Annotated in this window: 19 protein-coding genes; 14 read left to right on the plus strand and 5 right to left on the minus strand. The window is 65.3% G+C overall.

Translation table 11 applies throughout. The annotated features are described in order from the left end of the window. The first annotated feature begins 28 nt into the window (after positions 1–28). The 4 genes from ACFX4F_RS01590 to ACFX4F_RS01605 all read left to right on the plus strand — a co-directional run bounded on the left by ACFX4F_RS01590 (position 29) and on the right by ACFX4F_RS01605 (position 2,563). Positions 29–1,240, plus strand: a complete 1,212-nt coding sequence (locus tag ACFX4F_RS01590) for an MFS transporter (protein WP_380651532.1) — start codon at positions 29–31, stop codon at positions 1,238–1,240. Between the two features lie 90 nt (positions 1,241–1,330). Next, positions 1,331–1,804, plus strand: a complete 474-nt coding sequence (locus tag ACFX4F_RS01595) for a hypothetical protein (RefSeq protein ID WP_380651535.1) — start codon at positions 1,331–1,333, stop codon at positions 1,802–1,804. Between the two features lie 112 nt (positions 1,805–1,916). Next, positions 1,917–2,186, plus strand: a complete 270-nt coding sequence (locus ACFX4F_RS01600) for a hypothetical protein (RefSeq protein ID WP_180167420.1) — start codon at positions 1,917–1,919, stop codon at positions 2,184–2,186. A 128-nt stretch (positions 2,187–2,314) separates the two neighbouring features. Beyond that, the gene (locus tag ACFX4F_RS01605) at positions 2,315–2,563 is read left to right on the plus strand and encodes a hypothetical protein (RefSeq protein ID WP_089236036.1); all 249 of its coding nucleotides are present in this window, start codon (positions 2,315–2,317) and stop codon (positions 2,561–2,563) included. Positions 2,564–2,601: 38 nt separating this feature from the next. Here ACFX4F_RS01605 and ACFX4F_RS01610 read toward each other — a convergent pair whose 3' ends face one another. Next, positions 2,602–4,137, minus strand: a complete 1,536-nt coding sequence (locus ACFX4F_RS01610; protein WP_380651539.1) for an FAD-dependent monooxygenase — start codon at positions 4,135–4,137, stop codon at positions 2,602–2,604. Positions 4,138–4,219: 82 nt separating this feature from the next. Between ACFX4F_RS01610 and ACFX4F_RS01615 the strand changes: the two genes are divergently transcribed. Continuing rightward, on the plus strand, positions 4,220–4,864 hold the full coding sequence (locus ACFX4F_RS01615; protein WP_380651542.1) for a TetR/AcrR family transcriptional regulator: 645 nt from the start codon (positions 4,220–4,222) through the stop codon (positions 4,862–4,864). 73 nt (positions 4,865–4,937) lie between these two features. Further along, positions 4,938–7,079 carry a TonB-dependent siderophore receptor gene (locus tag ACFX4F_RS01620; RefSeq protein ID WP_380651545.1) on the plus strand — a complete coding sequence of 714 codons (2,142 nt, stop codon included), beginning with the start codon at positions 4,938–4,940 and terminating at the stop codon, positions 7,077–7,079. Positions 7,080–7,142: 63 nt separating this feature from the next. Here ACFX4F_RS01620 and ACFX4F_RS01625 read toward each other — a convergent pair whose 3' ends face one another. Further along, on the minus strand, positions 7,143–7,424 hold the full coding sequence (locus tag ACFX4F_RS01625; RefSeq protein ID WP_380651548.1) for a hypothetical protein: 282 nt from the start codon (positions 7,422–7,424) through the stop codon (positions 7,143–7,145). Between the two features lie 208 nt (positions 7,425–7,632). Between ACFX4F_RS01625 and ACFX4F_RS01630 the strand changes: the two genes are divergently transcribed. The 7 genes from ACFX4F_RS01630 to ACFX4F_RS01660 all read left to right on the plus strand — a co-directional run bounded on the left by ACFX4F_RS01630 (position 7,633) and on the right by ACFX4F_RS01660 (position 14,582). Continuing rightward, positions 7,633–8,307 (plus strand): response regulator transcription factor, encoded by a 675-nt coding sequence (locus tag ACFX4F_RS01630; protein WP_380651551.1) that lies wholly within the window; start codon positions 7,633–7,635, stop codon positions 8,305–8,307. Then, positions 8,307–9,647 carry a sensor histidine kinase gene (locus tag ACFX4F_RS01635; protein WP_380651554.1) on the plus strand — a complete coding sequence of 447 codons (1,341 nt, stop codon included), beginning with the start codon at positions 8,307–8,309 and terminating at the stop codon, positions 9,645–9,647. The genes ACFX4F_RS01630 and ACFX4F_RS01635 overlap by 1 nt, the downstream gene beginning before the upstream one ends. Positions 9,648–9,976: 329 nt before the next feature. Continuing rightward, positions 9,977–10,399, plus strand: a complete 423-nt coding sequence (locus tag ACFX4F_RS01640; protein WP_380651557.1) for a hypothetical protein — start codon at positions 9,977–9,979, stop codon at positions 10,397–10,399. Between the two features lie 135 nt (positions 10,400–10,534). Continuing rightward, a complete protein-coding gene (locus ACFX4F_RS01645) occupies positions 10,535–11,725 on the plus strand; it encodes an efflux RND transporter periplasmic adaptor subunit (RefSeq protein WP_380651560.1) in 1,191 nt (396 codons plus the stop codon). Further along, positions 11,722–13,686 (plus strand): MacB family efflux pump subunit, encoded by a 1,965-nt coding sequence (locus ACFX4F_RS01650; RefSeq protein WP_380651563.1) that lies wholly within the window; start codon positions 11,722–11,724, stop codon positions 13,684–13,686. The genes ACFX4F_RS01645 and ACFX4F_RS01650 overlap by 4 nt, the downstream gene beginning before the upstream one ends. Before the next feature lie 90 nt (positions 13,687–13,776). Further along, positions 13,777–14,175, plus strand: coding sequence for a hypothetical protein (locus ACFX4F_RS01655; protein WP_380651566.1), 399 nt, complete (start codon positions 13,777–13,779; stop codon positions 14,173–14,175). A 29-nt stretch (positions 14,176–14,204) separates the two neighbouring features. Beyond that, complete coding sequence (locus tag ACFX4F_RS01660; RefSeq protein ID WP_380651569.1) at positions 14,205–14,582, plus strand: EF-hand domain-containing protein; 378 nt, start codon at positions 14,205–14,207, stop codon at positions 14,580–14,582. Between the two features lie 48 nt (positions 14,583–14,630). On the opposite strand, the gene ACFX4F_RS01665 is transcribed toward ACFX4F_RS01660, so the two are convergent. Beyond that, a complete protein-coding gene (locus ACFX4F_RS01665; RefSeq protein ID WP_099820681.1) occupies positions 14,631–15,956 on the minus strand; it encodes an XVIPCD domain-containing protein in 1,326 nt (441 codons plus the stop codon). A 26-nt stretch (positions 15,957–15,982) separates the two neighbouring features. Further along, positions 15,983–16,846, minus strand: coding sequence for a hypothetical protein (locus tag ACFX4F_RS01670; protein ID WP_380651573.1), 864 nt, complete (start codon positions 16,844–16,846; stop codon positions 15,983–15,985). A gap of 520 nt (positions 16,847–17,366) precedes the next feature. On the opposite strand from ACFX4F_RS01670, the gene ACFX4F_RS01675 reads away from it, so the two are divergent. Beyond that, complete coding sequence (locus ACFX4F_RS01675) at positions 17,367–17,726, plus strand: helix-turn-helix transcriptional regulator (RefSeq protein WP_346559120.1); 360 nt, start codon at positions 17,367–17,369, stop codon at positions 17,724–17,726. Positions 17,727–17,799: 73 nt separating this feature from the next. Here the strand turns inward: ACFX4F_RS01675 and ACFX4F_RS01680 are convergent, their stop codons facing one another. Continuing rightward, entirely contained in the window at positions 17,800–18,207 is a 408-nt protein-coding gene (locus ACFX4F_RS01680; RefSeq protein WP_346559119.1) for a hypothetical protein, read from the minus strand. Between the last annotated feature and the right edge of the window lie 732 nt (positions 18,208–18,939).

The following is an 18,939-nucleotide window of genomic DNA, read 5'->3' on the forward strand; positions in this document are numbered from 1 at the left end:
GCGCTTCCCCGCCCCTTTGCGCCCCCGCATGAGCCCCAATTCCCCTCTGGCCGCTCGGCTGACGCCGCGCCAGCGCACCCTGATCATCCTCGCCCTGTCATTGGGCGGCTTCGCCATCGGCACCAGTGAATTCGCCAGCATGGGCCTGATGCTGGAGATCAGCCGCGGCCTTTCGATCAGCGAAACACAGGTCGGCCACCTGATCAGCGCTTACGCCATCGGCGTGGTGGTGGGTGCACCGATCCTGGCCTTCGTCGGCGCCAGCTTCCCGCGCCGCAAGCTGCTGCTGGCGCTGATGGGCTTCTACGCCATCGGCAATCTGGCCAGCGCGTTGGCACCGAACTACGGCACGATGCTGGTGGCACGCTTCGTCGCTGGCCTGCCGCATGGCGCCTACTTCGGCGTGGCGATGCTGGTGGCGGCCGCGATCAGCCCGGCCGGCCAGCGCGGGCAAGCAATGTCGCGCGTGCTGCTCGGCCTGTCCGTGGCGATCCTGATCGGCAATCCGCTGACCACCTGGCTGGGCCAGCAGCTGAGCTGGCGCACCGCCTTCGCCCTGGTCAGCGTGCTGGCCATCGCCACGGTGGCGATGATCGCGCGCTTCCTGCTGCCCGACCCCGATGAGGTGCGGACCTCGCCGATGCGCGAGCTGCGCGCGTTCAACACCACCCAGGTGTGGCTGGCGCTGTCGATCGGCGCGGTGGGCTTTGCCGGCATGTTCTGCGTGTTCACCTACCTGGCGCCGACCCTGGTGCAGGTGACCGGCGTGGCCGAATCGTGGATGCCGCTGGCGGTGGGCGTGTTCGGCATCGGCGCGATCATCGGCAACATCGCCGGCGGCTGGCTGGTCGACAAGTTCCACTTCAAGGCGGCCTCCGTGGTGCTGGTGTGGTCGATCGTGATGCTGCTGCTGTACCCGCTGGCTGCCGAATCGGTGTGGACCATCGGCCCGATGATCATCACCGTGGGCACGATGGGCGCCCTGGCTGCGGTGCTGCAGACCCGCCTGATGGACGTGGCCGGTGAAGCGCAGACCCTGGCCGCCGCCTCCAACCATGCGGCCTTCAACACCGCCAATGCGCTCGGCCCGTGGCTGGGCGGCATGGCGATCAGTGCAGGCCTCAGCCCGGCCACCACCGGTTACGTGGGTGCGGCGACTGCGGTCGGCGGCCTGCTGCTGTGGTGCGTGTCGGTGATGCTGGAGAAGAACCGCAAGGCCGCTGTCGCCGGCAGCCGCTGAAGGCCCAGCTTCTCAACGCTTCGATGATGCCGCACCATCTGCGCAGATCGGCCGCAACTGGCGGCCGAGGGTCATGCTCAAGGATGCTCCGTGGCAGTCACTCCCCATAGACGCGACAAGCTGCTCGATGACCTGCTGTCGCTGGGCCGCAACTGGGCGTTGGCCATCGCCATCGCCGGTGCCGGCGCGGCGGTGCACTACAGCGAATCGGTCTACGAGGCTGGGCTCTGGCGTGGGCTGCTGCCAACGCTGTGTTTCCTCGTCAGCGTGGTCTGGATCGTGCTGAGCATCATCCGCTTCGATCTGACGCTGCAACAGCATTTCGAACGCAAGCGCTCACGCTGGCTCAGCCGCCTGCTGTATGTGGTGCTGCTGGGTGCTGGCATCACCGCGGTGTTCTTCGTGATGGAACTGGCCGGGAACAACCATATCGCCAAGATGTGCGACTCCGTGGCGAACGAGCCTGGCAGTCGCATCCATCGCTCGGAGGAGTGCCAGCGGCTGTTCAAGCACCGCGCCGAATACCGGCGTCGCCTGGAAGCGGCGGACGGCGAGTTCGACTGAGGCGACCGCGCTGCGCGCGCGGTAACCACGTTGCAGGCTGACAAACACGCGGCGTAGATCCGCCTTGCTGCAGAGTTGCGCACGCCAGCTCCCCACGCGCGACACAACCCTCATGCACCGCCAGATTTCCCCCACCTGCCACGATGCGATTGCCCTGCGGGCCGGCGCGCTGGGCAGCGTGCTGGGCGTGGCGCTGTTCAAGGCCTTTGCGTTGTCCACCGCAGCGGCCGGCTCGATGATGACGGTCGGGCTGTGGCTGCTGGGATGTGTGCTGCTGGCGGCCTGGGCGCTGGCGGCCTGCCTGACCTGCCTGGCCCTGAGTCGGCGCGTGTTCGTGTTGATGCTCGCGCTGTCGACGGTGTTCCTGATCTGCATTGCCTGACCGGCAGTCGGCAGCTTCCGAGCATTCCCACACTTGTTATTCAATAACAAGTGCTGCCAGTCGGATTGCGCGTGTGCCGGGTCACGGATTGAATTCGATGACCAGACCTGCCCCTTCCCGAGACCCCCATGCGCCTCCTGCAGCCCCTGTTCCGCTCCGCCCTCGGTGTTCTTGCACTCGCCTCGATCAGCGCCTGTGCCACCTATGATGACTCCGCCATGCATGCCGCCTGCCAGGAGTCGCCGCATGTGAAGGACCTGCCGCCGGAGGTTGCCGCCCGCGAAAGCCGATGCAGCAAGAGCGTCGAGGTCTGGTCGAGCGAGCGCAAAGGCAGCGACCAGCCGCTGGACCTGAGCGGGAAGAAGAAGGACCTCTGAAAGAGGGCGGCGCAGCCCTGTGCGGGCTGCGCCGGAACTCAGGCAATCGCTTCCCTGCCAACGGGGCACCCCCATTGCCGTACGGCCTGCGCCAGTCCCGTCGCATCGGCGCCATCACTGGCCCAGGCGACAATGCCGTCCGGACGAACCAGCAGCGCGGACAGGCCCAGCGAATCCACAGCCGGCTGCGCGATGGACAGGATGCGGTCTCGTTCGCCATCAACCGCCGCGGACAACGAGGCAGCAGCATCGAACACCAGCAGCACCGCCTGCCCTGCCCGCAGCAGCTCTCCCATGCGACGACCATCGGCCAGCAGGAAATCCGGTGTGCTGCGGCCGACCAGCGGATGGGCCTGACCCAGATCCAGCTGCTGGCCCACGCCCCATACGCGCTCGGCAAGATACGTGGCGCCATCACGTGTTTCTGCCAGATCGGCCACGATGGCAGCCAATGCGCGAGAGCCCACGCCCGGGCGCATCAGTGCGACCTGCGCGCGCGACCACTCCAGCACGCGGGCGCCGATCGGATGGCGTTCGGCCTGATAGGTATCCAACAGCGCTTCATCTGCGTCGCCGCGCACGACGGTGGCGAGCTTCCAGCCAAGATTCATCGCATCTCCCAGGCCCAGGTTCAGCCCCTGCCCGCCCAGCGGTGAATGCACATGCGAGGCATCGCCGGCCAACAGCACGCGGCCACGACGATAGGCGGTGGCCTGCCGTGCGCCGTCGGTCCAGGTGGTGGCCAGGTGCAGTATGGTGATCGTTGCGTCGCGGCCGGAGATACGGCGCAGCAGCGCCTGTGCCGTATCGCGGTCGAGTGGCTTGCGATGGCCGGCGCCGCCGTCGAAATCAGCCAGGGCGATGGTGCCCGGCGGATTGAAATTGCACATGCCCTGCGCGGTGGTGTGACGCCCCGGGATGAGTACCGTCGGATCTTCCAGCTCAACGCTGAGCGAGTGGCCGGTGAACTCCGGATCGGTGCCGGCGAAGGCAAAGCCGCACTGCTTGCGCACGGTGCTGCGGCCACCATCGCAGCCGACCAGCCAGCGCCCGCGGAAGGATTGCCCGCCTGCCTCGACCTGGACCTCATCGGTACCCGAGCGCACGTCCTGCACGCCCGCACCACGCAGGATCAGCACGCCCAGCGCCTGTGCGCGCTCGGCCAGCACGGCCTCCAGCGCCTGCAGCTCCACCGCCATCTGCGTGCCGACCGGGGTGGGCAGGCGCCAAGGCCAGCGACCGCTGTCGACGTTGTCCAGCGCGAACGGGATACCGGCGAAGTGCCCACCCAGCCTGCGCGGCTGCGACAACCAATGTGCGGTGCCCGGCGGCGGCGGGCCTTTCTCCGGCTTCAGCACTTGGCCGGCAGCCACGGCATCCAGCAGGCCGCGCCGGTCGAGTGCCTCCAGTGTGGGGGCATTCAATCCACGCAGGCCGAACGGCAGGCGCTTCAGCGGCGACTCCGGCGAGGCCGCCTGCTCCAGCACCAGCACCGAGCATCCCGCCTGGCCCAGTTCGCAGGCCAGCAACAGCCCAACCGGGCCAGCCCCGGCAATGACGACGTCGTACCGCATTGGAAATCCTCGTGAGCACCGGGTCGGCGCTCTGGCGGTGACAATGTTACACTCGGTGTACTTTTCCACAAGTGAACCACCCATGACCCCGCCGCCCGGCCGCCGTGAACAACGTAGAGCCGAGACCCGACAGGCGATTTCCGACGTCGCCACCCGGCTGATCATCGAGCGCGGCTTCGAGGCAGTGTCGATGAGCGAGATCGCCGACGCCGCCGGGGTGTCGCGCAAGACGGTGTTCAACTACTTCGCCAGCAAGGAACAGCTGGTGTTCGACCGCGATGAGGAAGCGCGACAGCTGCTGCGTGACGGCATGGCCGCGCGCGCATCCATGACGCCGCTGGCCGCCTTCCAGGCGCTGGTGCGGGAACTGCTGGACACCGGCCATCCGTTGCTGCGGATCAATGCCGGTGCAGCGTCGTTCTGGAAAACCGTGGCGCAGAGCGCGGTATTGGTGGCCCATGCGCGGCAGCTGCAGGCGCTGCTGACCGATGACCTGGCACAGTTGATGGCTGAGTCTGCGGGGCGACCCGTCGAGGATGCCGACGCGCGACTGGGTGCATCGATGCTGATGGCGTCGATGGTGACCGCCTACGAACAGGGACTGCGCGTGCTGTCGGACGGCGGCGATCCGCGGCAGGCGATGGTGCCGCTGATCGTGCGCGGCGCCACGGGGACGCTGGTGGCACTGGCCGGTACGCCCTATACGGACCCGTCCTCGTGTCCATAGCGCAATCGGGGGATGGGTACCGGGTCGTCGCAAATGCTAATCTTTCTCATTTGCAGCCACATCGACAACGCCCATGCCCCACCTCCTGCCCCGCCAGAGCATTCTGTGCCTCACCACGACACTGGCCTTCGCTGCTACAGGCTATGCCGCCGACGCTCCGTCGAGGAGCGTGCAGGAGCTGGACAAGGTGGAGGTGCGCGGGCGCGCTCAGACGCTGTACCGGGTAGATGATGCCGCTGTCGGCACCCGTACCGATACCCCGCTGGAACTCGTGCCGCAGTCCATCCAGGTGCTGCCGCGCGAGCTGATCGACGACCAGGCCGCACGCCAGGTGACCGATCTCTATCGCAGCATCAGCGGCATCAGCTACTTCAGCTATGCCGGGGTGACCCTGCGTGGGTTCCGTCAGGAGAACGTGCTGTATGACGGCCTCCGCGGCGATCCCTATGCGGGCTTCTCGGTACCGCAGTTGTTCAACATCGAGCGGGTGGAGGTGCTGAAGGGGCCGGCCGGCGCGTTGTACGGCGGTGGCGACGCTGGCGGCGTCATCAACTACGTGACCCGCAAGCCGAAGGCCACTGCCGAACGCCGCGTTGAACTGCAGGTGGGGAACAGGGATTTCCGCGCCGGCTCGATCGAAGGTACCGGGCCGTTGAACGCAGCCGGCACGGTGCGCTACCGCGCCGGCCTGTATAGCGACAACGAGCAGGGCGTGCGCTGGAACACCGACAGTGAAAGCGTGATCGGCGATGCCTCGCTGGCCTTCGATGTGGGCGACACCGGCGAGCTGGTGCTGCAGTTCACCGACATTGCCCAGAATCTGGGCGGCAACCGCCTGCGCGGTGTGCCGGTCGACGACAAGGGCAATTTCCTGACCGACCGCCGCTGGAACCACAACGAGGACAGCGATTTCCTGGACATGCGGGCCAAGGTTGCGCTGGCGCAGTACCGCTTCGCGCCGCGCGACGACCTGGACGTGGACGTCGCCGCACGCTGGTTCAGCAACAACGAGCACCAGATGTATCACGAGCCGATGGGCCTGATCGACCGCGACCGCGATGGCGTGGCCGAATGGATGACCCGCCAGCTGCGCAACCAGATCCGCGACAACGAGGCGTTCACCGCCAACGCCAACGCGGTGTGGCGGGCAAGCACCGGTGCGATCGAACACAAGGTGCTGTTCGGCGCGGACGTATACCAGCTGGATGCGGAATTCACCGCGCAGACGGCCAACAGCGCCGACCTCGCCCGCGGCGCCGGCCCGGTGCGCGGCATCGATCTGTTCAACCCGGTGTACGGCGCCAGTACCTGGCACGACTACAACCTGTCTGCGCTGCCCTGGCGCAGCACCAGCACACGCAGCAAGCGCTATGGCGGGTATCTGCAGGATGAGCTTGCCTTGACCCCGCGCTGGCACGTGCTGGCCGGCCTGCGCTGGGATGGGTTCAAGGATGACGACCGCATCGCCGGTAGCAGCGTGGACGGCAACGACATCAGCTGGCGGCTGGGTAGTACCTTCACCGTGCGCGATGGTCTGAACCTGTATGCCAACGTGGCCAGCGGCTTCGTACCGCAGTCAGCAGCAAACCAGAACTCCGCGGCAGGTGGACCGTTCGATGCAGAGCGCAGCAGGCAATGGGAAGTGGGCATGAAATCGCTGCTGGCCGAACGCGTGAGCCTGAACCTGGCGGCCTACCGCATCGACCGCAGCAACATCGTGCAGGCCACTGGCGAGGTCATCAATGGCGTGAACCAGCTGGCGGCGTTGGGCCTGGTGCGCAGCACCGGCATGGAACTGGATCTTCTGGCCGACGTGACCGAGCGCTGGGTGCTGAACCTGACCTACGCCTACAACGATGCGCGGGTGAAAGACGCGGGGCCCAACGGCATCACCAATGCCTCTGGCGACCGCTTCGCCAATGCACCGCGCAACAAGCTGGGCCTGTGGACACGCTACGATCTGCCCGCGATCCGTTCGGCCGTCGGCTTTGGTGCCGACTACGTGGATGAGCGCATCAGCCTGGATGGCCAACGGGTGAAGCCCTACACGGTGTTCGATATGAGCTGGAAAACCACGTGGAAGCAGTGGCAGTTCCAGGCCAACATCAAGAACCTGTTCGACAAGGTGTACGCGGCCAGCGGCTTCATCGAGCGCAACGGCCATTTCCCGGGCGAGCCGCGCCGGGTGTATGTGCAGGCTGGCTACAGCTTCTAGTTCTAGGCCAGCGCCTTTGAGCAACGCGCCAGGGAGGTGCAATGGCCACCTCCCCGGCCGGCATCAGCCCGAGCAGGACACCAGCATCGAACGCGTGGCCATCTGGGTGGAGGTAAACCCGTTCTTGTTGCCCACCGCGATGGCATTGCCCTCATCGCCATCCTTGCTGAAGACCACGTAGCCACCTGGGCACATCTGCCCGGCCTTCTCATAGCAACCGCTCCAGGAACTGGAGCCGCTGCAGTCGATGGAAACTCCACGGCGGCCGTCGGGGCTGACGGTCATCTTGGCGGTGGTGCAACCGCTCAGCGCGGCGAGGAACAGCAGCGGAACAAACAACTTCATGGTGACTCCAGGGATGGGAACTGCGAAGGGCGCCAAGGCTGGAGCGCCTGGATTGCCTGAACCTTGCGCCTGCCTCTCGGCTTCACCTCATCCTCCTGGCCTTCCGGCAGATGCGCAGGAACGCCATGTTCACGCAATGTTCCTGTAATACGGTGCCGGCGCGTGCCGAACCGCCCTCTGTGGCCCCTCCCTGCCCCAAGCCCTGCTGATGCACATCCTGCTGATCGAAGACGAAGCCGAACTGGCCGCCACCCTCAAGTCTGCACTGCAGCGTGAGCGCTATGTCGTGGACCTGGCCAACACGCTGGCATTGGCCCGGGAGGCGGCTCTGTGCGGGCTGCACGATCTGGTGCTGTTGGACCGGACCCTGCCCGATGGCGATGGCCTGGCGTTGATTTCCCTGCTGCGCGAGCACAATCCCGGGGTGCCGATCATCGTGCTGAGCGCGCTGGGCCAGTTGCCGGACCGGATTGCCGGTCTGGATGAAGGGGCCGATGACTACCTTGCCAAACCCTTCGCGCTGGAGGAACTGTTCGCACGGGTCCGGGCGGCAGGCCGTCGCCCAAGCGGATTGCAGGTGGAGTCCATCAGCATCGGCCGATTGGTGTTCGACCCCACCTCGGGCGAGGCCAGTGTGGGCGGCCAGCGGCTGGAGCTGCCGCGGCGCGAGATCCGGGTGCTGGCCGCCCTCGCACGGCGCCTGGGTCGCACCGTGCTGCGCGAATCCATCGAGATGGCGGTGTATGGCTTCGACGACGGCATCCATTCCAACACGCTGGATTCGCACGTCTCGCGCCTGCGCCGCAAGCTGGCCGATGCCGATGCCGGTGTGGAAATCCACGCCATTCGCGGGGTTGGCTATCTGATGCGGGAAAGCAAGTGATGGCGCGTCGCCCGTCGTTGAAGCGCCCGCTGATCGTCAAGACGCTGATCTACCAGCTGCTGGCCTTGCTGGTGGCCTTCTTCGCCCTGTTGATGGTGCTGGTTCGTGCCGACAGCGGTGGCTACTACACCATCCAGACCTTCGCGCCAGTAGCCGCCGAGGCGGTGCACCGCGACCGCAATGGCGAACTGTACGTAGCGCACACACCGGAGCTGGCCGAGCTGCTGAAGATCGTCCCCGGTGCGTGGTTCATCGCCGAGGACGAGCATGGACACCATGTCACCTTCGGACATGTGCCACCGGCCTATGCCTCGCTGGTTGGCGCCCTCGATGGCATCCCCTATGGCGACCTGCGCGGCCGTGATCGCAGCGATGGCCTGGCGGTGGTGGTGCGCCAGCACAGTGGGCCGGCCGGCAAGCTGACCATCATGGCCCATGGCGAAACCGATTCGCTGACCATGCAGATGGCGTTGGCCGCGCACATCATCACCCTGCCGATTTTCCTGCTTCTGGCACTGGCCACCATCATCCTGACCCCGATCATCGTGCGCCGGGCACTGGCCGGTGTCGAACGCATCGCGCAGGAAGCCGGCAACATTTCGGCCAGCCGTCGCGGCATCCGCCTGACCGAGACCGCCGTGCCGGTGGAGATCGCGCCCCTGGTGACCGCCGTCAACGACGCCTTGGGCCGCCTGGATGAAGGGCACGAACGGCAACACCGTTTCATCGCCGCAGCGGCGCATGAGCTGCGCACGCCGATTGCGATCCTGCGGGTAAAGATCGACGCCGCTGATGATTCGACGTCGCGCAGCCTGGCGGTAGAAGTCGCGCGTCTGGCGACACTGGCCGAGCAGCTTCTGGACCTTCACCGCATGGAAGAAGACGGCCCGAAGGAAACCCTCAACCTGGCCCGGGAGGCCAAACGGGTGGCCGCCGATCTTGCGCCGCTGCTGATCCAATCGGACAAGACCGTGGCAGTGGCGGTGGAGCCACACTTCCCGGTGCTGGGCGAAGCCGGTGCGGTCGAGCGGGTGATCTCCAACCTGGTGTTGAACGCCGCCGAGCATGGTGGCCGCCAAATCATCGTGCGGGTGCAGGGCAGCTGCCTGGAAGTGGAAGACGATGGCCCGGGGATTCCGGTGGACCAGCGCGAACGCGTATTCGAGCCGTTCCAGCGGCTGCGGCCTCGTCAGACCGGCGCAGGCCTGGGACTGAACCTGGTGCGGCAGGTCATCGACCGTCACGGCGGCCACGTCACGATTCTGGATGCTCCCGGCGGTGGCGCATTGATCCGCGTGGAATTCCCGCTGCATCCGGGCGTCGCCGCTGCGTCACCGTAGGACACTGAAGACGTCCCCACATCCGTGACTGCCGCCTGTCCACGCGCAGCAGATGGCAATGGCAGGCAAGGTTGCGGCAATGTTTGCTGCGCAGCATCGAACCGATGGCATCTGCGGTGCCATCGCGTTCCGCCCTGACAGGAAGCCTGCGCGTGACCGAAGGAACTCCTCCCCCCTCCTCTGCTGCCCGAACCCATGCGACACCGGCTGCATCCGGCTTGACGGCAGCGGCGTGGAATCGAGGCCCGCGCACCGCTCGTGCGCGCGGGTTGCCGCATTGGCCGCAGTGGCTGCGTGCGATACCCGAGACCACGCGTCCGGACGTTCTCATGCGTCTATTTGCCGCGCTGTTCCTGTTGCTGCCTGGCAGCGCGATGGTGATTTCCACGCACCGCCATGCATTCGTGTCCATGACCAGCGCTGTGCTGTCCTTCATCGTCGTGCATGGCGCGCTGCACGCGCTGTCCGCATGGCGATCAACATCATCGCGACCAATCCCGGCTCCTCTGCACAACATCGATAAGCATGCCGCCTGGATGATGTTGGCAAGTGCGTCGGCACCTGCGGTGGTACAAGGCGTGCACCCGCACTCCACCAGCACACTCGCTGTCACGGGGCTGGCGGTGGGTGCGCTATGCCAGGTCTGCAGCGTGTGCATGACGTCCGAGCGCCTGCGCAGCACGCTGCTGGTGCTGGCCAGCGCGCTGCAGTTCATCGCCGTGGCGCTGCTCAGTGCCAAGGCTGCGGGCTGAAATCCACGGCAGCGCCGCAAGGTTCACGCAACCCAACGCATCGAGACTCGACGGCCATCCACGCCCGCATCCGGCGCGTGCATCTCTTTCGCCGCGAGGACCACCGATGACCGCCCTCTTCTGGATGCTGTGCCGATGAGCACTGCACCGCGCAGACACCGCCGATTGCCGATGATTGCTGGCGCCATATCGTGCGCCGCCATTGCCGCCTGGCTGTGGCTGCGACCCACGCCACCGCCAGCGCTGCAGCTCGCGCCGGTTGTGCGTGGGAACATCGAACAGGTGGTGGAAGCCACCGGCACCCTGAAGCCTTCGCGACTGGTGAGCGTGGGTGCGCAGGTCTCCGGTCGCATCGAAACACTGCACGTGAAGCTGGGCGACAAGGTGAAAGCCGGTGACCCGATTGCCGACATCGATTCACGTACCCAGCGCAATGCGCTGCTGAGTGCGCAGGCGGCGCAACGCACCGCACGGGCCAACCGCGATGCACTGGCCACTGATCTGCGCCAGTACGAGCTGACCCTGCAGCGGCAGCGACGACTGGTGGAGTCCCAGCTGGTGGCTCGTGCCGACTTCGACGCTGCAAAGGCCAAGGTGGACGCGACCCGCGAACAGATCACCGCACTGGACGGTGAGATCGTGCAGCGGCAGACCGACGTGGACATCGCGCAGACCAACCTGGAACACACCCGCATCACCGCCCCCACCGATGGCACGGTACTGGCGGTCGTCGCCCGCGAAGGACAGACGGTGAACGCGGTACAGAGCGCACCGACCATCGTCATGCTGGGCAACCAGGACGTGATGACCGTCTATGCCGAGATCTCCGAGGCTGATGTTGTGCACACCACGGTCGGCCAGGAGGCCTTCTTCACCATCCTGGGCGATGCGGGCCGCCGCTACAGCAGCACCCTGCGCGACATCGCGCCAGCGCCCGAATCGATCACCAACGAAGATACGTCCAGCCTCGCGTCACCCGCACTGTCCGCTGGCAGCCGCACCGCCATGTACTACAACGGCCAGTTCGACGTGGACAACACCGACGGACGCCTGCGCAGCTACATGACCGCACAGGTGCGCATCGTGCTGGGCCGCGCCCACAACGTGCTGACCATCCCCTCCGCTGCGCTGGGCGCGCGGGCGGGCGACGGCAGCTACACCGTGCAGGTGCGTGCTGCAGACGGGCGCGCCGTGGCGCGGCGTATCACCATCGGGCTGGATGACCAGATCCAGGCGCAGGTGCGCAGCGGCTTGAAGGAAGGCGAGCAGGTGGTGCTGGCGCAGGCCAGCGACGAGGCGGCCACCGCGCCCGCGCAGCCCCGATGAGTGCAACGAAGAGCGAGCCACTGCTGAGCGTACGCGGGGTGCGCCGTGAATTCGCCGCCGGTGAACAGACCCTGGTGGTACTGGACGGCGTGGACCTGGACATCCGCGCCGGTGAACTGGTCGCCATCGTGGGCCAGTCGGGCTCGGGCAAGTCCACGCTGATGAACATCCTCGGCTGCCTGGATCGGCCCTCTGCCGGTACCTACCAGATCGACGGGCGCGAAACCGCGCAGATGTCGCCCGACGAGCTGGCCGAACTGCGCCGCGAGCACTTCGGCTTCATCTTCCAGCGCTACCATCTGCTGACCGACCTGACCGCGCTGTCCAATGTCGAAGTGCCCGCGATCTATGCCGGCATGGCCGCCGCTGAGCGCCACGCACGGGCCGCTGGACTGCTGGCGCGGCTGGGCCTGGGTGGACGCATGCAGCATCTGCCCGGCGAGCTGTCCGGTGGCCAGCAGCAGCGCGTGTCGATTGCCCGCGCACTGATGAATGGCGGTGCGGTGATCTTTGCCGACGAACCTACCGGTGCGCTGGATACACAGTCGGGCAAGGAAGTGATGAAGATCCTCGATGAGCTGCATGCCGAAGGCCACACGGTGGTGCTGGTGACCCACGACATGGCCGTGGCCGAGCACGCCCAGCGCATCATCGAGATACGCGATGGGCGGATTGTCGATGATCGTGCCACGGCTACTGCGTCGGCAGCGGGTGCGGCGCCGACCGCGCTGCCGCAACGCAGCGATGGCGGCGGCTGGCAGGCCGTGCGTGATCGCTTCGCCGAAGCCCTCCGCATGGCCCTGCGCGCCATGAACGCACATCGCATGCGTACCTTCCTGACCATGCTCGGCATCATCATCGGCATTGCCTCGGTGGTGTCGGTGGTCGCGCTGGGTGCGGGTGCGCGCCAGGCCATCCTGTCCAACATCTCCTCACTGGGCACCAGCACCATCGAGATCTATCCCGGCTCCGGCTTTGGCGATCTGCACGCGGCACGGGTGGAGACCCTCACTCCTGGTGACAGCGTGGCCCTGGCCGGGCAACCGTTCGTGGACAGTGCCACCCCGGGCGTCGCCACCTCGGCTACCGCCCTGCGCGGGAACCGCTCGGCCAGCGTGCAGGTGCAGGGTGTCAGCGAGCAGTACTTCCGCGTGCACGGATTGAAGCTGGGGAAAGGCGCCTTCTTCGGCGCACCGGGTGTGGCGGGCTACCAGCAGGTGGCGATCATCGATGCCAACACGCGTGCGCGCTTCTTCGCCGCAGCCGAGAACCCCATCGGACAGACCCTGCTGCTGGGCAACGTACCGGTGCGCGTGGTGGGTGTGGTGAAGAAAGACGCCGGCGCTGCCGGCGACGCCTCGCTGCTACGGGTGTGGATGCCCTACACCACGGCGATGGCGCGGATGCTGGGGCAGAGCCATGTGTCCAGCATCACCGTGCGCGTATCCGATGCGATCAGTATGGACGCGGCCGAGGAGGCCATTGCGCGGTTGCTGACGCGCCGTCATGGCAGCGCCGATTTTTACATGAGCAACAACGCGCAGATCCGCCAGTCGATCGAACAGACCACCGGCATCCTCACCATGATGATCAGCTCCATTGCCGCCATCGCGCTGGTGGTGGGCGGTATCGGAGTGATGAACATCATGCTGGTATCGGTGACCGAGCGCACCCGTGAGATCGGTGTGCGCATGGCCGTGGGTGCGCGCCGCAGCGACATCCTGCAGCAGTTCCTGATCGAGTCGGTGCTGGTGTGCCTGCTTGGTGGTGTGCTTGGCGTTGGTGTTGCGTTGCTGCTGGGCGCGGTGCTGGCACTGGCGGACGTAGGCTTCAGCCTGGTGTTCTCGGCCAGCTCGATCATTGCGGCATTCGCGTGCTCCAGCCTGATCGGTATCGGATTCGGCTTCCTTCCTGCACGTCGCGCGGCGCAGCTGGACCCGGTGGAAGCGCTGGTCCGGTAGTCGTGGCAATTGCCTGCGATGACGGCAGGTTCGCGCAATGTCTGCGGTGTGTACTGCAGCTACCGACGATGTCCGCACAGGAGCTGGACGATGTTTCTGAAAACAGGAAGAACTGCGCTGCTGCTGGCAGCAGCCGCACAACTGCTGGTGCTGATGCCGTATTCCGGCGATGCCCATGCCCAGCGTGGCGACCGCTACAACCCGCAGTGGAACCAGGACTATCGCGACCGCGAACGCAATGACTGGCAGCGCCGCGAACGGGAGCGGGAGCGTGACCGCGAACGGGAGCGCCGGCACGACGCCAAGACCACAGGCGTAGTGGTGGGCGTAGTGGGTGCGGCCGTGGTGGCTGGCGTGATCGCTGCTGCCGCCAAACGCGAACGCGAAACCCGCGAGCGTGCCGACTACTGCATGAACCGCTACGGCAACTACGACCGCCGTACCGACAGCTATCGCGATCGCAATGGCTACACCTACCCCTGCCGCTGATCCCCCCCTCATTCACGGACAACATGCATATGAACAAGAACATCCTGCTGGTCGCGCTGTGCGCTGCCCCGCTGCTTGCACAGGCCGCTCCCGCCGACCCGAAACAGGCCTATATCGATTCCACGTTCACCGCGATGGACAGCAACAAAGATGGCCGCGTCGACAAGGCCGAATTCAGCGCTTATCAGCAGGCGCGCTTCAGCAAGCAGGCAGACTCGATCGATGCCGCGTTCGCTGCGATGGACAAGAACAAGGACGGGAAGATCAGCAAGGACGAAGCGACCGTGGTGCCGGAAATTGCGAAGTACTTCACGGGGCTGGATACCGATGGTGACGGCTATCTGTCACTGAAGGAGATGCAGCAGGCGATGGTGGCGGCGCAGACAGCGGACGCACCCGGCAAGTGACCGGTGCGGGGCAATGGGAACCCCCCCATTGCTCCGCCCTGCTGCGCACTACGCCATGCGCATCTGCGGATGCTCGCGCACCTGGTTGTCCAGTTCCTGCTGCTGGCGTTGCGCCACGGCCTGCTGCCGTTCCGCGCTGGCCAGCTCCAGTCGCTGCAACGACTGCTCCACCGGCGTCTGCACCGCCACATCGGTGGGCATGGAAGCCCTCAGGTGCGCCGGGTCGTTGATATCACCCTGCACCACGAACACGTTGCGGCCAGCAGGGTTGTCCGCCGTCTGCGCGCTGAGCAGCACATGGTCGGCACGGTCCAGGTTGTTCTGACGGGCAAGGGCCATCACGCTGGCGGTCAGTCGCTCACTGCTTTCATCCGGAGTCCGGCCTGCTTTTGCGTCGATGCCGGCGACATGCCCGCTGACCTGCTGCAACAGACCGTAATCGACGTGGCCCGGTCCGATATCTGCCAGACGCGTCGCGCCGCGCTGGAGGTCGGGCACGTCGTCAACCGATGCAGTGAGCGGGCTGCGTGTGATGGTTCGGTACGGATCTTCCGGGTGGAACTGGGTGGCCTTCTGCTGCCGCTCCAGGCGGACTTCACGCGCGTCGTTGAGTTCAGCGATGCGGCCAGGATCAGTGATCTCGCGCAGCGAACTGTGGCCGCCGCCGGAGGTGACACTGGCCCACTTGCCGTCCTTTTCAAAGTACAGCGCGTAGTCGTTGAGGCCGCCGATGACGTTGGGATCGACCGAAGAGCGGCCGCCCAGTGCCTGGGTGACTTCATGGAACGCCAGCGTGCCGAGGTACTGGCTTCCCTTGCTCAACCCCATCTGGGTGAACGCATCGCGGCTGGTACTTCCCACCCGCGGAAGCCCTACGCCATCGTTGTCGAGCATGTTGGTCCAGATCTGCTCCAGCTTCTGCGGGCCACTCTTTTCCAGAGCGGCCTGGAGGAGCACGCGGGGTGTCCAGCAGTTGGGATCGAGACGATGCTGCTCGAACGCACGGTCGTGCGCGGTCATCACATCCTTGCCGGGCAGGTTCAAGGCAAGTTCCGGGCGCTGCTGCTGCGACCAGTATTGCCGCAACACGAGGTCCTGCTTGAGCAGACTCTGTCCGAACGCCTCCCATTGCCGTTCACTCAACACCGCATTGGGGAAGCGTGAACCATCGTCGTGCTGCGTCCGTGCATGTTCCTGTGCGTAGCTGTTTGCCACCCGCCCAGGCAGGCTGTCGTTGCGCACAACGCCCAACGCCAGCGTTCCATACCCGTCTGCACCTGGCAGTTGCGATAGATAGTTCCAGTAGAGCTCCCGATTGCCCGAATCCGCATAGGCAGTGAGGATCCTGATGTCCTTCTGGGTCAGTCCACCCATGACTTACTCCTTGACGTGTCTTCAGATCACCTGGCCTTGGTGCGTACCAGGACATCACGTACCGCATCTTCCATGCGCTTCCAGTCCTTCAAGAACACCCGCTTGTAGTTCAAGGTGATCGAAAGCTTGTTCTCGACATCCACGAAATAGTGCGTACACCCCGCCGCGACCGGGTCTTCCAGGTCGACGACCTGATCGCCTTCCAGGCGCACGCCATCACCCCGGAATCGGGTGGTTTCGCACTTCAGGAACGTTGTGAGCTGACCAGCGTCATCACGCGCAACGTACCAGTCATCCTCATAGGCCGGGTTGCGAACAGGAGGCTTGCCGTAGCGTGCTTCGTAGTCCTTCGAGTAGCGTGCCATCTTCTCTTCATCGATGGCATACGGGATCAGTCCCAGTGTCGGTGACCGGGCAATACGCAGGTCCAGGCGTGCCCGTGGATCACCTCGCTCCACCGATCCCTCCTCGGTGAGGGCCTCGTTGGACGACAGTCGGGCAAGCGAAGTTTCGATTGGAATCCTGTCGATATAGTTCACCGCCACCGCGATCTCCTTGCGGAAATCATTCGTACGGGGATTGGCCCGGGCCCCCGGTGCGGTTGGCGTCATGTCCGGCCATTCAATGACCAGCGAAACTCCTTCACCCGGCCATGGCGCAATCTGGCTGTCCAGATAGTTGGCGGGGATACGGAAGGTATTTGGCCCCAACTTCACATCCACGGGCGCGTCGGTGTAGGTGTGGCCGTTTAGGGTGCGGCCGGTCTGCGTTGCGCCGGACATGGCAGAATTCCTTTCGTTTTCGGTGGACGGCACACGTGCGCAGGCACTGGCGCTAACGGCGATTGCGATTGCGAGTGCCAGGCACCGCCCGGAGGACATCGGGTGCATCGGGCCATTCCATTGCGGGGTCTGGAGCCACTATAGGCAATGGGAGATCAACGGGACAGGAACGTCATCACTACCCGCCCAGGATCAGATTTTCCCTACACATCTGCACCGTCTTGTCGGAGGCAGCCTTCAACGCCACTGCAGATCGACGTGGCATCGCGGGCAGGAGTGGTAGGCAGATGATGGACGGACCACGAGTGCGCCAACAATGCCGATCAGAATCGATAGAGCGAGCATCCCCAGCACGCCCATCAGTACGAAACCGAATACCCCGCCAAGCAGCGCCAGAAGCATAAAGGCACACCCGGAGCCAGACCAATGCCTGCGGCCATCACTGATGGCCATCGGGCCGCGGTATCCGCAGGCAAGGCAGATTGCCGATGTTGTGCTGCCACGCGGCGTTGGCCGCGAAGACGGCTTCATACGCTACTCCGACCCACGATGCTACAAATAATGTAGCATACGAAATGTGGGGCGATTGCCATCCTGTAGGCCGTTACAGGATGCGCCCAGGCGGGTAATGTCCCCCACACCTCTCCGCGACCAGTTCACCAAGCGCCTCAAAGAAGCGCGCTTGGCGATGGGTATTTCCCAGCGCGAGCTGGGCCGGCGCATTGGCTTGTCTGAGGATGTGGTGTCCAGCCGGGTGACACGTTACGAACAGGGCACGTCGGAGCCGGACTTTGCCACTGCCGGCAAGATGGCTGCCGAACTGGGCGTTCCGCTGGCCTATCTTCTGGCCGATAGCGACGCACTGGCCAATGTCATTCTCGCCGCCGCCAGGATGCCGCACGGAGAACAGCGACGCTTGGCCGCCGAATTGAAAGAGCGCGCGAAGCGGTCGAGCGTCGCAGATCAAGCAGAAAGCGACAGCGAGTAGCACGACGCTTGAACCCCAGGCATGGGGACCACGTTGGAAGTCCCCACCCTTCCCGTTGCGGCGCACCTGTGAATCAAGGGTCGAGACAGCGCTCCACCTGCAGCGACAGCGCTTCGCAGGCATCAAACAGCCCATCGACCAGCGCCGCCGACGGATAGAAGCCCGGATCGTCGTTCTCCCGGGCTACGTGTGCGGCGTGCAACATGGCAGTGAGCGCGGTGATGCCCGAGGCGCTGCGGGTGGCCAGGGCCAGATCGAATGCGCGGCCGGGTGTGAGGCGGGTTTCGCTCCAGGGCGCGCCATCCGCAAGGCGGCCTTTGCCGTGGCTTTGCAGGAACGTGAAGAACGCCGATGGCGGCACGGACTCGGCGGCATCACTGAGCGCATCCTCCATCTTTTCGGCGAGAGCATTGGGAAGATCGCGCACGGCATCGCCGAGCAGCGCGTGCAGACGGGGATGGTCGGGAAGCAGGTCAGGCATGGTGGCAACCTCACGGTGTGGCCACCTGCAGATGCAAGGTGGCGGACGGTGCGGGTTGGCGTGCCGGATACGTACCGCTAAAGCCGGCGGATCGAGAGATCCCCACGCACCGTCCGCCATGGACTGGCCGACGGTGCATTGTCGTGATTGCAGTTGTGGCTGCAAGCACGACCGGTAGCGGTACGTAAGTTCGGGACGCCAATCCCGGCCAGGGCGGGTGCCTTGGCGAGGACATGGTTGCCTCGTTGCGACGGCGATGAAAAGTAAGGAAAGCTAGTACTGGCGCGTAGTCGCGGATGTTGCGTCATCGAATGCCGACTTGCGCATTGAATGGCGCACTTCGCATGCCGGATACCGCTGAGAATCTGGACCACCCGTACGCAGCGTGGTGTCAGAAGTGACATGTACCAAGCGGAGCGCTACGAGATCCGGACGGGTTCTACTACCCCGCCTTCCGGGACCCACTGTCCGAGACCGTCAAGCGCGCCAGATCTACGACAAGGCCAGGCCGCCTTCAAGCAAGGCACAGTGCAGGAGAAGAGGCGCCGCATGATGACGGAGTAGGCCAACCTCTGCAGGTAGGCATTGTCGTGGACATCCGAATGGCACCGCAGGCTCTCACGCCTCAATCATCTGCGCCGCCATCGGAAAATAGTCATGGGATGAGGCATTCTGAATGTGTGATCCAGCGCTCATACCTTGGCATGAAGGGTCGAGACCTTGGAGCCCGAC

The sequence above is a fragment of the Stenotrophomonas sp. YIM B13575 genome, from assembly GCF_042787595.1.
Lineage (GTDB): Bacteria > Pseudomonadota > Gammaproteobacteria > Xanthomonadales > Xanthomonadaceae > Stenotrophomonas > Stenotrophomonas lactitubi_B.

Coding starts and splice junctions, on each gene's coding strand:
- ACFX4F_RS01590 (WP_380651532.1), top strand. CDS start 29: ATGAGCCCCAATTCCCCTCTGGCCGCTCGGCTGACGCCGCGCCAGCGC.
- ACFX4F_RS01600 (WP_180167420.1), top strand. CDS start 1,917: ATGCACCGCCAGATTTCCCCCACCTGCCACGATGCGATTGCCCTGCGG.
- ACFX4F_RS01605 (WP_089236036.1), top strand. CDS start 2,315: ATGCGCCTCCTGCAGCCCCTGTTCCGCTCCGCCCTCGGTGTTCTTGCA.
- ACFX4F_RS01610 (WP_380651539.1), bottom strand. CDS start 4,137: ATGCGGTACGACGTCGTCATTGCCGGGGCTGGCCCGGTTGGGCTGTTG.
- ACFX4F_RS01615 (WP_380651542.1), top strand. CDS start 4,220: ATGACCCCGCCGCCCGGCCGCCGTGAACAACGTAGAGCCGAGACCCGA.
- ACFX4F_RS01620 (WP_380651545.1), top strand. CDS start 4,938: ATGCCCCACCTCCTGCCCCGCCAGAGCATTCTGTGCCTCACCACGACA.
- ACFX4F_RS01625 (WP_380651548.1), bottom strand. CDS start 7,424: ATGAAGTTGTTTGTTCCGCTGCTGTTCCTCGCCGCGCTGAGCGGTTGC.
- ACFX4F_RS01630 (WP_380651551.1), top strand. CDS start 7,633: ATGCACATCCTGCTGATCGAAGACGAAGCCGAACTGGCCGCCACCCTC.
- ACFX4F_RS01635 (WP_380651554.1), top strand. CDS start 8,307: ATGGCGCGTCGCCCGTCGTTGAAGCGCCCGCTGATCGTCAAGACGCTG.
- ACFX4F_RS01640 (WP_380651557.1), top strand. CDS start 9,977: ATGCGTCTATTTGCCGCGCTGTTCCTGTTGCTGCCTGGCAGCGCGATG.
- ACFX4F_RS01645 (WP_380651560.1), top strand. CDS start 10,535: ATGAGCACTGCACCGCGCAGACACCGCCGATTGCCGATGATTGCTGGC.
- ACFX4F_RS01650 (WP_380651563.1), top strand. CDS start 11,722: ATGAGTGCAACGAAGAGCGAGCCACTGCTGAGCGTACGCGGGGTGCGC.
- ACFX4F_RS01655 (WP_380651566.1), top strand. CDS start 13,777: ATGTTTCTGAAAACAGGAAGAACTGCGCTGCTGCTGGCAGCAGCCGCA.
- ACFX4F_RS01660 (WP_380651569.1), top strand. CDS start 14,205: ATGAACAAGAACATCCTGCTGGTCGCGCTGTGCGCTGCCCCGCTGCTT.
- ACFX4F_RS01665 (WP_099820681.1), bottom strand. CDS start 15,956: ATGGGTGGACTGACCCAGAAGGACATCAGGATCCTCACTGCCTATGCG.
- ACFX4F_RS01670 (WP_380651573.1), bottom strand. CDS start 16,846: ATGCACCCGATGTCCTCCGGGCGGTGCCTGGCACTCGCAATCGCAATC.
- ACFX4F_RS01675 (WP_346559120.1), top strand. CDS start 17,367: ATGTCCCCCACACCTCTCCGCGACCAGTTCACCAAGCGCCTCAAAGAA.
- ACFX4F_RS01680 (WP_346559119.1), bottom strand. CDS start 18,207: ATGCCTGACCTGCTTCCCGACCATCCCCGTCTGCACGCGCTGCTCGGC.